Origin of the sequence: Flavobacterium anhuiense (assembly GCF_004151235.1) — a bacterium.
GTDB classification, from domain to species: Bacteria; Bacteroidota; Bacteroidia; order Flavobacteriales; family Flavobacteriaceae; genus Flavobacterium; species Flavobacterium anhuiense_A.
In genome coordinates this window covers 61,919-75,650 of the sequence record NZ_JUIV01000002.1, presented here as the reverse complement: position 1 = coordinate 75,650, position 13,732 = coordinate 61,919, and the positions used below count along the sequence as shown (strand labels likewise).

At 32.0% G+C, this 13,732-nt stretch carries 13 protein-coding genes; 6 read left to right on the top strand and 7 right to left on the bottom strand.

Annotated features, from left to right (window positions below):
- Position 1: 1 nt before the first annotated feature.
- The 3 genes from NU08_RS03115 to NU08_RS03105 all read right to left on the bottom strand — a co-directional run bounded on the left by NU08_RS03115 (position 2) and on the right by NU08_RS03105 (position 4,954).
- Complete coding sequence (locus tag NU08_RS03115) at positions 2 to 2,614, bottom strand: tetratricopeptide repeat protein (RefSeq protein ID WP_129745821.1); 2,613 nt, start codon at positions 2,612 to 2,614, stop codon at positions 2 to 4.
- 90 nt (positions 2,615 to 2,704) lie between these two features.
- Positions 2,705 to 3,400, bottom strand: a complete 696-nt coding sequence (locus NU08_RS03110; RefSeq protein WP_129745820.1) for an ABC transporter ATP-binding protein — start codon at positions 3,398 to 3,400, stop codon at positions 2,705 to 2,707.
- 93 nt (positions 3,401 to 3,493) lie between these two features.
- On the bottom strand, positions 3,494 to 4,954 hold the full coding sequence (locus NU08_RS03105; protein ID WP_129745819.1) for a DUF5687 family protein: 1,461 nt from the start codon (positions 4,952 to 4,954) through the stop codon (positions 3,494 to 3,496).
- A gap of 127 nt (positions 4,955 to 5,081) precedes the next feature.
- Here NU08_RS03105 and NU08_RS03100 point away from each other — a divergent pair, with 127 nt between their 5' ends.
- The 3 genes from NU08_RS03100 to NU08_RS03090 all read left to right on the top strand — a co-directional run bounded on the left by NU08_RS03100 (position 5,082) and on the right by NU08_RS03090 (position 7,179).
- On the top strand, positions 5,082 to 6,134 hold the full coding sequence (locus tag NU08_RS03100) for a ferredoxin--NADP reductase (protein ID WP_129745818.1): 1,053 nt from the start codon (positions 5,082 to 5,084) through the stop codon (positions 6,132 to 6,134).
- 161 nt (positions 6,135 to 6,295) lie between these two features.
- On the top strand, positions 6,296 to 6,604 hold the full coding sequence (locus NU08_RS03095; protein ID WP_129745817.1) for a hypothetical protein: 309 nt from the start codon (positions 6,296 to 6,298) through the stop codon (positions 6,602 to 6,604).
- 140 nt (positions 6,605 to 6,744) lie between these two features.
- Positions 6,745 to 7,179, top strand: a complete 435-nt coding sequence (locus NU08_RS03090; RefSeq protein ID WP_129745816.1) for a hypothetical protein — start codon at positions 6,745 to 6,747, stop codon at positions 7,177 to 7,179.
- Between the two features lie 43 nt (positions 7,180 to 7,222).
- Here the strand turns inward: NU08_RS03090 and NU08_RS03085 are convergent, their stop codons facing one another.
- A complete protein-coding gene (locus tag NU08_RS03085) occupies positions 7,223 to 8,233 on the bottom strand; it encodes a glycosyltransferase family 9 protein (RefSeq protein ID WP_129745815.1) in 1,011 nt (336 codons plus the stop codon).
- Between the two features lie 46 nt (positions 8,234 to 8,279).
- Positions 8,280 to 8,885, bottom strand: coding sequence for a DUF4254 domain-containing protein (locus tag NU08_RS03080; protein ID WP_129745814.1), 606 nt, complete (start codon positions 8,883 to 8,885; stop codon positions 8,280 to 8,282).
- A 110-nt stretch (positions 8,886 to 8,995) separates the two neighbouring features.
- Between NU08_RS03080 and upp the strand changes: the two genes are divergently transcribed.
- Positions 8,996 to 9,649 (top strand): uracil phosphoribosyltransferase, encoded by a 654-nt coding sequence (gene upp, locus NU08_RS03075; RefSeq protein WP_129745813.1) that lies wholly within the window; start codon positions 8,996 to 8,998, stop codon positions 9,647 to 9,649.
- Here the strand turns inward: upp and NU08_RS03070 are convergent.
- The gene (locus NU08_RS03070; protein WP_129745812.1) at positions 9,644 to 10,573 is read right to left on the bottom strand and encodes a DUF6427 family protein; all 930 of its coding nucleotides are present in this window, start codon (positions 10,571 to 10,573) and stop codon (positions 9,644 to 9,646) included. The genes upp and NU08_RS03070 overlap by 6 nt on opposite strands.
- A 142-nt stretch (positions 10,574 to 10,715) precedes the next feature.
- Between NU08_RS03070 and NU08_RS03065 the strand changes: the two genes are divergently transcribed.
- Entirely contained in the window at positions 10,716 to 10,946 is a 231-nt protein-coding gene (locus tag NU08_RS03065) for a DUF6341 family protein (protein WP_008465813.1), read from the top strand.
- 43 nt (positions 10,947 to 10,989) lie between these two features.
- On the opposite strand, the gene purD is transcribed toward NU08_RS03065, so the two are convergent.
- Positions 10,990 to 12,264: a phosphoribosylamine--glycine ligase gene (purD, locus tag NU08_RS03060; RefSeq protein WP_129745811.1), complete on the bottom strand. Its 1,275-nt coding sequence runs from the start codon at positions 12,262 to 12,264 to the stop codon at positions 10,990 to 10,992.
- Positions 12,265 to 12,399: 135 nt separating this feature from the next.
- Here purD and NU08_RS03055 point away from each other — a divergent pair, with 135 nt between their 5' ends.
- The gene (locus NU08_RS03055) at positions 12,400 to 13,710 is read left to right on the top strand and encodes a phenylacetate--CoA ligase family protein (protein ID WP_129745810.1); all 1,311 of its coding nucleotides are present in this window, start codon (positions 12,400 to 12,402) and stop codon (positions 13,708 to 13,710) included.
- The last annotated feature ends 22 nt before the right edge of the window (positions 13,711 to 13,732 follow it).

The following is a 13,732-nucleotide window of genomic DNA, read 5'->3' as shown; positions in this document are numbered from 1 at the left end:
TTTAAGGGGTTTTCGGGGTCAAGTATGCGTCTAAATTCTTTTTGATCTGAACGATTTTATAATTATCATTTGATATTATTATTGCCTGATCTGGGATTTTGTATTTTTTATCATCTCTGAAAACTCCAGCAACGTCATTTGCGTAAGCCTCAGATTTTAAACCATGAATAACTACAAAGCTTTCTGTTTTATTGTATTTATCCAAAGATGTTGTCAATCTTTCGTAATTTTCAACTAATAAAAATACTCGGATTGCTTCTTCAATTCTTTTAACAGCTTTCGTGTCGTTATTAGAAACACGATATAATATTTTCCAGTTTTTAGTGTCAGTTGTTGTAAAACTAAGTTTTTCTAAAACAGGTACTTGTTTCTCAAGAGTTTCTCTGGCATTTTTGCCTTCTTCACTATTTGGGTAATTGTCTGCCACATTCTCAAGTCCTTTTTTATAGGCTTCTAAACCGTTTACTTTTCCTAAAGTATTGGCTTTTAACAATTCGTATTTCGATACAATGTCATCTCCCGAATATTGATTAATCAGGTTATCAATATTGGCTAAGACTTCGTCGAATTTCTCTTCTTCAAAAAGTTTATACCATTTCTGGTATTCTTTATCAGGACTAGAATTTGGATCGTCTTCTTTATTGTTTAAAATGTGAGCATATCTCGAATCTGGATATTTTGTAGAAATTTCAGCTTTTATGGCTTCTGCTTTTGCCGGATTTGTAATCTGATAAATTTTGTACAGATTATACATCGATGGCAATACGTATTTTTCTTCAGGATTATTTTTAAGCAACTGCTCTAGTTTGTCGCTAGCCAGATTATATTCTTTAAACTTCTCCTTATATATAAGTCCTAATTGATAGTATGAAAAATTACGCTCTTTACCGATACTGTCCATAGCAGCTTGCGAAGTTGGAAGCTGTCCTACATAATAAGCTACAGTATATTTTTCAGGAACAATAGTGTCTTTTAGTGCATTGGCAACTTCTTTCGTATTAATAGTGTCGTTCATTGCCGCATCGTTTGCAGATTTTACTCCTGCCAATCTCCAATTACCGCCCAATGTTCTGCTTCCCCACATTTTTTTAAACTGTAGTTTTCCATAAGCAACAGTTGTCGGATTGTAAAAATAAAAAGTGCTTGCATTATCATTACCGCCAGGAGGCATGCCAATTCCTTCTGGTTCTGCTGGTTTACCTAGAGAATTGGGATTAACAGCTCCGTTTCCTGAAAAATCTGCTTGGGAATTTCGATCAATATTGGCCAATCGCTCTTTTTCTTTTTCTTCTAAAAGGCGTTTTGCTTCGTCTTTCTTTTTAAGCTCGGCAATATAATTTTCGAAATAATCTTTCTTTTCGTTTGGCGGCAAATTGTATACCTTAATAATACTGTCGTTGCGTTTTGCAATAGCTTCGTATTTAATTACGTCATCAAGATTTTTTCTATTTTTTTCTATAAAAGCGAATTCTCTAGTTTTAGGATCCAGTTTTACCAAAGTACTGTCATAGTATTTGGCTGCCATTGAGTAATCTGTATTTTTAAAATACATATTTCCAATATTTCTATAGGCAGAAGCCATCAAATATGGGTCTTTAGATTTTCTTCCTAAAGATTTATTGTAAAACTTCAAGGCATTTTCCTGATCTTTCTTTTTATCGTAATAAACTCCCATTTCATAAAAAAGAACATCATAATAAGGACGATTTTCACGATCAGCCACCAACTTATTATATGTCTTTAAGAAAATCGTATCATTATCTTTCCCGTAATCAAACATCTGCGCTTTTTTCGCGTAAGCGTGCATCATGTATTTACGATCAGCTTTACGGTTCAAATCGATAACGGCATCATAAAAATAAATAGCGCTGTCACGTTTCCCTTCTGCCTGATACATCTGACCAAGAATGAAACGATATCTTGCTCGCTCTTCATTACTTTTTGTAAACTGTTCTGCAATTCTAAGTTTAGAAACCGCACTGTCTTTTTGTTCCAAATTAATAAAAGCTTCTGCCAGAAGAGCATTTGCATCGGCATAAGTCTGTTTATCTAAATCTGTTTTTTTAAGTAAAATTTTAATGTTTTTAAGCGCAATTGCATCGTTGCCTAAACGCATATTGGTTTTTTCGCGCCAGATTTTTGCGGTATAAATATTATTACTTTCTGGGTATTTGTATAAAATATAATTGAATGCCTCTATTGCCGGAATAAAACGCTGATCATAATATCTCGCTTTTCCAAGCATAAGATAGGCTTCATCAATCTGCCAGTTTCTTTCTCTTCCTCCAATATTCATGGAGTGTTTCTGAATGGCTTTGGTAGCTTTGGTTTCTGCCTTTTCAAAATCAGGATTTTTAGCTTTTTCGCCTTCAGAAAAATTTTCATCAAACTGCATTTTTTCAATAGGCAGCTGTTTCCAAAAATTATCTTCGTTATTGGCCTGAATAGACTTTAAACCTTTATCAAGGCCAATTCCTCCGTTATAAAGAATATTGTATTTTGTCCCAATCGAGTGAGAACTTCGAGCCAAAAAGGTATTTTTTTTGGTAGAACAAGCTATCAAAAAGAATAAAAAAATGGGAATAAAACTATATTTAAGAGTATTCTTTTTCAATAGAAAAGAGTTTAAAACACATAACTACTAAAAACCAATTTTAGTATAATCACTTGTAAAAATACGCTTCTTTTTGAAATATAGAAATTCTTACACAGCAAAAAATAATTCTAATTCTTGTAAGGTCTCTTTTGACGTCTGAATATCTTTTACAATTTCTCCTTTATTAAGGGCAACTATTCGATCACAAACCTCTACTGTATGCTGTAAATCGTGGCTTGAAACCAAAACCGTTACATTTGGATTATCGGCCAATTCTCTAATAATTTTTTTTAATCGGCTAACTGTGGTCGGGTCCAGATTAGCAAATGGTTCGTCTAAAATTACAACTTCTGGATTTCCAATAAGCGTCGCAATAATTCCCACTTTTTTCTGATTCCCTTTAGATAAATCACGAAGGTATTTTTTGTTCTTTAAAATTTCACCGTTAAAAAATTCTTCATGTTTCGCTAATAATGCATCTATATCTGCTTTGTTCTGGTTTCGTAAATCTCCGATGAAATAAAAATATTCTTCTGGAGTCAAATATCCGATAAGGAAATTTTCATCTAAAAAAGATCCTGTAAAAGATTTCCAGTTTTCACTTGTATTTACCTGAATATTATTACTTTTTATATATCCTGTTGAAGGCTGGATAAGATCTAGAAGCAAACTGAAAAATGTTGTTTTTCCTGCTCCGTTATTCCCCACCAAGCCAAAGCTCTGTCCTTTTGGGATTTCTAAATTGCTAATGTTTAAAACTGTAGTTCCGTTATATTTTTTTGAAAGTTGATTTACTTGTATCATGATGTAATTGTAGATTTTAGATTGTTGATTTTAGATTAAAAAATTGTCTTTTTTATTTGGATTTTCGAATTGCCAAATTCTCTAATTATCAAATTAACTCTTTTGTTTATAAGCACTTATTGTACTGTACTTTTCAATTTTGTATCTTCTTTCTATTAATGAAAATACTTTTTCTTTTAACACAAATCCTAAAACTCCAGCTCCGGCAACCAATGCTAAACCAAGATTTTTATTATTCAAATAAAGTCCAATTGCATAAAGCCCCAAAGGCAGTAAAATTTTTGGAAGCGTCAATAACATTGCATTTACATTAAAAGCTTTTTTATCTCCAAAAGCACCTCCAGCGTTACTTAAATCTATTGGTGTTTTAGTAAATGCACCGCCAAGAAGTACTAAATGAGAATTGACCCCAATGTTATAAATTGCTCCAACTACAATTGTGAGATAAATTTCCCATCCTAAAAACAAATAAAAAGAAGCCAATATCGTAGAGAGAAAAGTTACAATAACAATGAGCCACCATTTTGAAGTAATGTAACCTCGATACGGAATATTTTGTGTCATCATTAATTGATAATATGAACTGTCCCAGCTTGGTACAAACTGTCCAAAGACAAACAAAAATCCGCCCGAAACAAAAATTCCGGCAAAAATGTGCATTACGGGAGGCTGATGAGAATTTCCGAAAAAGAGAAATCCGTAAAACAAAAACAAAACACTCATGAAAATCGTTGTTTTAGATCTTTTGTTCCTTTTTATCAATTTAATGTCGTTTTTAAGAAAAGTTCCTAAAGTCCCAAATTGATTCAGCCAAGCCAGATTTTCTGTTGATGCAACATCTTGTTTTACAGAAAGTCCTGCATCGAGATATAAATTGTTTTTAAAATATTTGAAAGTGAAAGCATATAAACCGCCTAAGATTAGAACAGGAATTAAAAATACTCCTTCAATATCATAAAAGCTCTGAAAGAACGGAGTTGTAAATGTCGTTATATCAAATAATTGATAGTATTGTGCTCCTGCCAAAGCCAAAATTAATGCCACAAATACAACAAACAATTTGTCGATGTTGCTTAAAATAATATTCAAAAAATTGTTGATATAAATAAAAGCCATCGCTCCCACATACCAAAAAAAGATTCCAACAACATCATATCCTTCCAAAATTAAGACAACTGAAAAAGGCACAAAAAACAAAGCGTGAACCCAATTGAAAAACGACAAAGCTGTTTTTCCTAATGAAAAATGAACAATTACTGGTTTCTTAAAAGGCAGTACCAATAATGGTTTGATGTTTAAAACTGGTATTGATTGAAGTAACAATCTAATTACCAAATCAAACAGGAAATAATAAATTAAAAATTTGTTTATTGTAGCCAATGGTTCCAAATTCATGTCTTTAAGAACATAAAATGCGCCAACGCCCATTGCGACAAAAACTAATGAAAAATAGATCATCAGAAAACCTATTATAATTTTCATTGCCAGATTTTTACCAAAAGATGCCGACCTAATAAAAGCCTTCCATTCTAGATAAATAAATTTCTTAATCATGGTTTATGGTTTAGTATTTTTGTAGTAAGAGACCAAATGTAGGAAAACGTTACAAAAAAAGTTAAAAAAAATAATTTCGTGCTAAACTTTTAATAGTGGTTTGCTACTTTTGCATAAAAATTCTATCATGCCTTCATTCTTAAAACTTATAATTAAAGAGGTTAAACGCGAAACTGCAGATGCTGTTTCTATTCTTTTTAATGTTCCTGAAGAACTAAAATCAGACTATAAATTTATAGCTGGACAATATATAAATTTAAAACTGACTCTTGACAATCAAGAAATTAGACGTGCTTATTCTATTTGCTCTGCACCAGACAGCGGCGAATTAAGAATTGCTGTAAAAGCAGTAAAAAATGGTCTTTTTTCTCAGTTTGCCAATACAAAACTAAAAGCAGGAGATGTTCTTGAAGTTGGCCAGCCAGAAGGTAAATTTACTTTTGAGCCAGATGCTGAAAGACAAAGAAACTACGCGGCGTTTGCTGCAGGAAGCGGAATTACTCCAGTGCTTTCTATTATAAAATCTGTTCTTAAAAATGAGCCAAAAAGTTCATTTGTATTGGTTTACGGAAACAAAACTCCTGAAAGCACAATTTTTCATCAAGAACTTCACGATTTGCAATTGCAATATGTAGGCAGATTTTTTGTGCATTATGTATACAGCCAGGCTAAAGCCGAAAACGCTTTATTTGGAAGAATTGAAAAATCGGCTGTGAATTTTGTTTTAAACAACAAACACAAAGAACTTCAATTTGATAAGTTTTTCCTTTGCGGACCAGAAGAAATGATTAATACTGTTTCTAATGTTTTGAAAGAGAAAAATGTAAAAGAATCTGCTATCAAATTTGAGTTGTTTACTTCTTCTTCTGAAGAACATGCAATCCAAGGTTCTCAAGAAGGACATACAAAAATTACTGTTTTGGTAGACGATGAAGAAACTACTTTCGAAATGTCTAAAAAACAGACTATTCTTGATGCTGCTCTAAAACAAGGTGTTGATGCTCCTTATTCTTGTCAAGGCGGAATTTGTAGCAGCTGTTTAGGTCGTGTTACTGCAGGAAGTGCCGAAATGACAAAAAATTCTATTTTAACAGACAGCGAAATTGCTGAAGGTTTAATTTTAACTTGTCAAGCGCATCCAACATCAGAAACTATTTATGTTGATTACGACGACGTCTAGTCTTATTAAATTCTAATATCAAAAATTCCAAATTCCAACCTTTCAATTGGGATTTGGAATTTTTTTTGTTTAATTGCGTTTCTACTCTTTGCCAAAGCTTAAAAATTTGGCAAAGATGTAACTTGGAATTTGGAATTTAAAAATTTGAAAATTAATTGTTTATGAAATCGGTACGAGAAATTTTTAGAAACAAAGAATATCTTCTGGATGAACCAGAAGTTATGAAGCTGGTTGATTACTGTGAAGAACTTCAGGATGATATTGTTGAACTTAAATTTCAAAAAACCGACAATAAAGAGCTCGCTTTGCTTGACATGATCAAAGAAGTTATTAAAGGATGCGAGGCTATTGAAAGAGAACAAATGGAGCATGAGCGCTACGGTTATGATGCACCAAATTATCAAGAAACCATTGCAAATCTTAAAAGTTATATCTACCGTCGTTGTCGCGATGAGAAGATTTGGCTGTAATTGAAATAAAAGCAAAATTTTATCGAAATATTGCCGATTTTTCATTAAATTAGAGGTAAAATTATGGCAATCTCAATCTCATTGTTTTGAGATTTTACAGAGCTAAATCAAATTTGTCAAACATTTAAACATTAAATATCATGACAGCTCACATACAACACTTTCATCTCTATCTTTTTATTATGCTCGTTGTAACTGCTTCGCTGTGCGTTTTGGCAGTTATTATAAAAATGAAAAACAGAAAAGGCCCTAAGTTGCTTGAAAGAGAGAAATACAATTCAACTTTGACCGAAAAAATGGTAGAAGTAAAAAAGACCGATTCGAATGTTTTTAACATCTGGCCTTATGTAAGCAGGCTTAAATCCGCTAAAATTTTATCTAAAAAAATTAAAGATCAAGACTTAATTTATAAAGTTTACAGAGATTCATCACAAAAATTCGAGCATATTCTATTGTCAACCGAAGACAAAAATAACTTTGTTTCCATTATAGTAAACAAAAAAAGAAAAAAAACAATCGGATATTCTTTCCTCGATTCTAATGAAAAGTACACTTTAAACAAAAATATTGCATAACGATTAAAAAAAAACTTCTCATAAAAAGAGAAGTTTTTTTATTTTATGAAAGCTGTTCTATAACTTTGTCAACAACTTGCTGTGGTAAAATTGTCCTCATAGCATCCTCATAACCTTCAACAATTTTATTGCCATAAACTGATGTTGGCAATTTTGGATATATATTTCTATCAGCTGTTAAGGCATTTTCTAAACTTTGATTGAATGGTAAAAATCCAGCGTATGGATGTGTTGCACCCCAAAGTGTAATAACTTTTACGCCTAGCATTGCTGCAATATGGGCATTTCCAGAATCCATAGAAAGCATAATATCGAGATTGCTTATCAACTGTAATTCCTGCTGAAATTTGATTTTTCCAGCCATATTTATTACATTTTCGAAAGGTTCAGAAAGTGAATCTAAAATTTCGATTTCTTTCTTTCCTCCGCCAAAAAGCAAAATTTTATAGGATGAATTTTTAGCTAATTTTGCTATTACTTCTTGCATTAAATCCAAAGGATAAACTTTAGAATCATATTGTGCAAAAGGCGCAATCCCTATTAGTTTTTGATTTTCATTTCCGATAATGTCTAAAATATCAGAACTTAAAACTGCTTTTTCTGGAAATGTTGGTTTCGATAAATCTAACGGAAAACCAAGTGTTGAAAACACTTTTGCATGTCTTTCGAACATGTTTGGCAATTGTTTGAAAATCTTGTTTTCGGCTCGGGTTAATTCTTTTTTTCCTTCACGGCCTTTATCAACTGTTGCTCTTTTATTTCCGCTTAAAGCGAAAAGCAAACTCACCACTTTTGATCGTAAAACATTATGAAGATCCACAAAGGCATCAATTTTCAATTGTTTTACATCTCTAAATAATCTCAAAAGTCCTGGAAATCCTTTATGTCTTGCTTTTTCATCAAAAGCAAAAAATTCAAGATTCGGAATTCCATCAAAAAAAGGTTTGAAAAACGGACGAGAAATAACGGTCAATTTTACCGTCGGATATTGTTTTACAAAAGCACGTAAAACAGGAACCGTCATGGCGACATCTCCCATTGCGGATAGTCTCATGACGGCTATATGTTTGATTTTGTTGTTGGACAACGCTGCCAAATTATTATTTTTTATTTTGATATAAAACTGGGTTCAAATCATCGTCGTTGTACATTTTCATTTGTTTGTACACTTTCATGAATTTATCACCGTTTTCGATATCTGTCAATAATTCTTCAATTGCTGTAGATAAATCTGTTCTTTGTTCTAAAAGTACATTTAATTTTTCTTGGCATTTATCTCTATGTTCCTGAGAGGCTTCTGCACGATTTGCTTCTTCATGCATATGATAAATTTTTAAAGCCAAAATCGACAATCTGTCAAAAGCCCAAGCAGGACTTTCAGAATTGATTTTTGCCCCGTCTTTTACTTTTACATTGCTGTATTTTTGTAAAAAATAGCTATCAATATATTCCACCATATCAGTACGTTCCTGATTTGATGCATCAATTCTTCTTTTTAAAGTTAAAGCCGCTACAGGATCAATATTCGGATCACGAATAATATCTTCAAAATGCCATTGAACGGTGTCAATCCAATTTTTTAGATATAACAAATGCTCGAACTTATCTTTTGGATAAGGGTTATTGATCGGCTGATCTACATTATCAAACTGGTGATAATCTTTGATGCTTTGCTCGAAAACAGAATATGCTAATTTTGAAAACATGTCTTTATTTTTTTATAGATACAAAGATACTTTTTATACTTTTATGCTGCGAAGAAAAGGAATTATTTTTCGTTTCATCATTATATCTCTAAATAAATTACAATTTCATCATGAAAATTCATTATATCTCTGAAAATAACAGCGTTTTAAATCATTTCTTAGGACAAATTAGAAATGTAAATGTTCAAAATGACAGCATGCGTTTTCGTAGAAATATTGAACGCATTGGAGAAATCATGGCTTATGAGCTGAGCAAAATTTTACCTTATAAAAATGTTGAAATCCAAACTCCTCTTGGAATTAAGAACACTACAGAAATTGATACGGATTTAGTTTTATGTCCTATTTTAAGAGCTGGACTTCCTCTCCATAATGGCTTTTTAAATTATTTTGATCATGCCGAAAACAGCTTTGTTTCTGCTTGCAGATTCCACCCAAATAATGATGATCAATTTGAAATTCGAGTTGAATATCAAGCCATTTCAGACTTAAATAATAAAACCGTTTTGCTTCTAGATCCGATGCTGGCTACGGGACAATCAATTGTAGCGGTTCACCAAAAATTGGTCGAAAACGCTATTCCAGCAGAAATACATATTGTTGTTGTTATTGCTGCTCCAGAAGGAATTGCTTATCTAGAAAAAAATCTTCCCGAAAATTGCCATCTCTGGGTTGCTTCTTTAGATGAGAAACTAAACGCGAAAAACTACATTGTTCCAGGTCTTGGCGACGCTGGTGATCTTGCTTACGGAAGTAAATTATAGCTGAGAGAAAAACGTAAATAAACTACATACAATCAGAGTGTAATAAACAATTTCGTTATTCAGTTTCTGCTGCATGTATTCTACGTGGCTCGTTGCCATAATGCTTAATGGTGCAATACTAAACAATAGCAAATCGTTGCTTTTATTAGGCGAAATGATGTAAACAATGGCTGCTATAAAAAAGCAAGCTACTATTTTCTTATACGAAGAATGGACAATTTGTGGTCTATTTGACAATGTCATTAGCATCGAAGTAACAAAAAATAAAGCGACTGCAGTGTATATTGAAAGTGCTGCATTTTCATAATTATTCTTAAAATAATCAATTCTAAAATCGATTACTGCTCTTTCCTGAATGAAAGCTACGGCATCAAAATTTAAAATTAAAGATGTCATGTAGAATAAAATTGTTACTGCCAAAAGCGCAATAAATGGCAAAACCCAGTTTCTATAATCTCTTGAAACATGAAAAATAATAGAAATATAAACCAATATTAAGAAGAGAATACTCCAAAATTGAAATAAAGAAGCTATAAAAATCCAAAATGCCGCGTCAAATATCTTCTCTTTTGATGCTTTTAGGGATTGTAGCGAGATTAATCTACGAAGTGCCAATAAAACGAAAAAATTGGCATAGATAACATTTGAGTTATTAAATATGGTTGGGAAAAACAAAATAAACAACAAGTAAAAAAGTATCGCATAACCATTGTCTTTACTGAGCCCGTTCTTTTTTACAATGAAATTAATCATAAAAAAAGAAGCCAAAATAAAGCATAACAAACTCACTTTTTGAAAAGCCAAAAAATAAGAAGTAACCCAAGATGGGTCTTTAATTTGGAACATAAAAAAGAAAACCAGTATTAAAATTACAACCAATGAATAATTTAATGGCGTAGATTTTTTAAAAACACTTGTTATCATAAGGATATTTTATACTTTTGTGATTGTAAAGATACTACTTGTTTAAAAGGAAAAACCTAACGAGTTGAAAAAAGATTTGGTTTACCGAATTTTATCTTCAAGGCATTACACAACAAATAAATAACATATAATTTTTAAAATTATGACAGCTTTTTTCGAAGGAATTCAATACCTATTCGTTAACATTTTGTTTGCTCCTCTTGACTTTTTACGTCGTTTGGAATTAATTACATGGTTTGGTGCAAACACTATTAACTGGATTTTCATGATCATCTGTGCGTGCGCAATTGGTTATTGGATTAAACAATTACGTATTTTTGATGATGCCGGAACAGAAAACCAAGATACAACAGCTCACTCATTTTTAAAATAAAAAACCAAACCCTTTAATTAAAAAGGGCTGGTGAATTTATTTTCTAAATTAGATCGAAGCCAATATCTTTTCTAAAATACATCTTATCAAAACTTAGTTTATCTATGTTTTGGTAAGATTTTTTTATGGCCTGTTGGAAATCGTCTCCATAAGATGTTATAGCAATTACACGTCCTCCATTAGTAACGACATTTCCGTTATCTAATTTTGTACCTGCGTGAAAAACTATCGAATCTGTAATATTTTCTAAACCAGAAATTACTTTTCCTTTTTCGAAATCTTCAGGATATCCGCCAGAAACAACCATTACAGTTGTTGCACTTCTTGGATCTACCTCTAGATTGAAATCTCCTAATTTCTGATCTGCAACAGACAAAAACAATTCAACTAAATCTGATTTCAATCTCGGAACGACAACTTCAGTTTCAGGATCACCCATTCTTACATTGTATTCAATAACAATTGGTTCTCCTTTTACATTGATCAGACCTATAAATACAAAACCTTTGTACTCGATTCCGTCTTTTTGAAAACCTTCTATCGTTGGCTTTACGATGCGTGTTTCAATTTTTTCCATCAAAACTGCATCTACATAAGGAACTGGAGAAACCGCTCCCATTCCGCCTGTATTTAAACCTGTATCTCCTTCACCAATTCTTTTGTAATCTTTCGCTGTTGGAAGAATTTTATAGCTTTTTCCGTCAGTTAAAACAAAACAGCTCAATTCGATTCCATCCAAGAACTCTTCAATTACTACTTTTGAACTCGCTGTTCCAAATTTAGCGTGAACTAGCATGTTACGTAATTCTGTTTTTGCTTCTTCAAGATCCTGAATAATCAAAACACCTTTTCCAGCTGCTAATCCGTCTGCTTTTAAAACATAAGGAGGTTGTAATGTTTCTAAAAATTTACATCCTTCTTCAACCGTCTCAGCAGTAAAACTATCATATGCTGCAGTAGGGATATTATGTTTCATCAAGAATTCTTTGGCAAATTCTTTACTTCCTTCCAATTGTGCACCCAATTTTGATGGACCAATAACTGGAATATTTTTTAAACTTTCATCGTTTTTAAAATAATCATAAATACCTTTTACCAACGGATCTTCAGGTCCTACGACTACTAGACTTATATTTTCTTTAAGTACTAATGCTTTTACTGCTTCAAAATCTGTCGCAGATATGGCAACGTTTTCAGCGATTGCAGCAGTTCCTGCATTTCCAGGTACTACAAAAAGTTTTTCGCAAAGCGGACTCTGTGTCATTTTCCATGCAAATGCATGTTCTCTTCCGCCTGATCCCAATAGTAAAATTGTCATGTGTTGTTGTATTATTAGTTGTGGTGCAAAAATAATTGCTTTTGGACGTAAAAAATAATTAAATCTTAAAAACTTCGTGATTCTTCATTGTTAGTAATTGGTAAATATTATTTTTGACGAAAATTATCCCGAAAAATGATTCGCCTTTTTGATCTTTCCCTCAAGCTAAATGGTTTTCCAATAAAGAAAGCTAAAGCCGAATTGGATAAAATTGTTCATTTCTCTAAAGAAGAGTATGCTTCATTTATTGAAAAGAAAAAGAAAGAAATTGTTGATTTTCATTTAAATAACAATTCTTTTTATCGTGATTTGGTTGGAAACAAAAAGATTGAAAACTGGAATGATCTTCCGATTTTGAACAAACAGAATCTCCAAAAACCTCTTGAAAAAAGACTTTCAAAAGGATATTCAAAAAAAAACATTTACCTCAACAAAACATCCGGATCAAGCGGAACTCCTTTTGTTTTTGCTAAAGACAAATATTCGCATGCCTTGACTTGGGCTTCTAATATTATGCGTTTCGGCTGGTTTGGTATTGATTTTAATCATTCGTATCAAGCACGCTTTTACGGAATTCCGATGGATTTTATTGGATATCAAAAAGAACGTTTGAAGGATTTCCTTACGCACCGTTTTCGTTTTCCGGTTTTTGATTTATCGGATGAAATTCTGGAAAAATTTCTGCAGAAATTCAAATCGAAAAAATTCGATTATATCAACGGCTATACGAGTTCGATTGTTCTTTTTGCTAAATTTTTAGAACAAAAAAATATCATTTTAAAAGAAATCTGTCCAACCTTAAAAGCTTGTTTTGTTACCTCAGAAATGCTTTTTGAAACGGATAAAAGACTTTTGGAAAAACAATTCGGAATTCCCATAATCAGTGAATATGGCGCTTCTGAGTTAGATTTAATTGCTTTTGAAAATCCTCAAGGTGAATGGCAGGTAAACACAGAAACACTTTTTGTCGAGATTTTAGATGAAAATAATAATCCTGTTCCACATGGAACGGAAGGAAAAATTGTGATTACCTCTTTATTCAATAAAGCAAATCCATTTATAAGATATGAAATTGGCGACATTGGAATTTTAGACGAAAAAAGCACTCCTCAGAAACCAATTCTAAAAAAACTGATTGGAAGAACCAACGATGTTGCAATTCTTCCAAGCGGTAAAAAATCTCCAGGTTTGACGTTTTATTATGTAACCAAAAGCATTATTGAAGACGATGGAAACGTAAAAGAATTTATCATCAAACAAACCAAATTAGATACTTTTGAAATTGAATATGTCGCTGAAAAAGAATTAATTTCAGAACAAATTGAGAAAATAATACAAGCCATAGATTTGTATTTAGAACCCCATTTAAACTTCATTTTTACAAAAAAAACTGTTTTAGAAAGAACCAATCGCGGGAAACTAAAACAATTTAAATCTTACTTATAAACATAAATAAAATCTTACATTT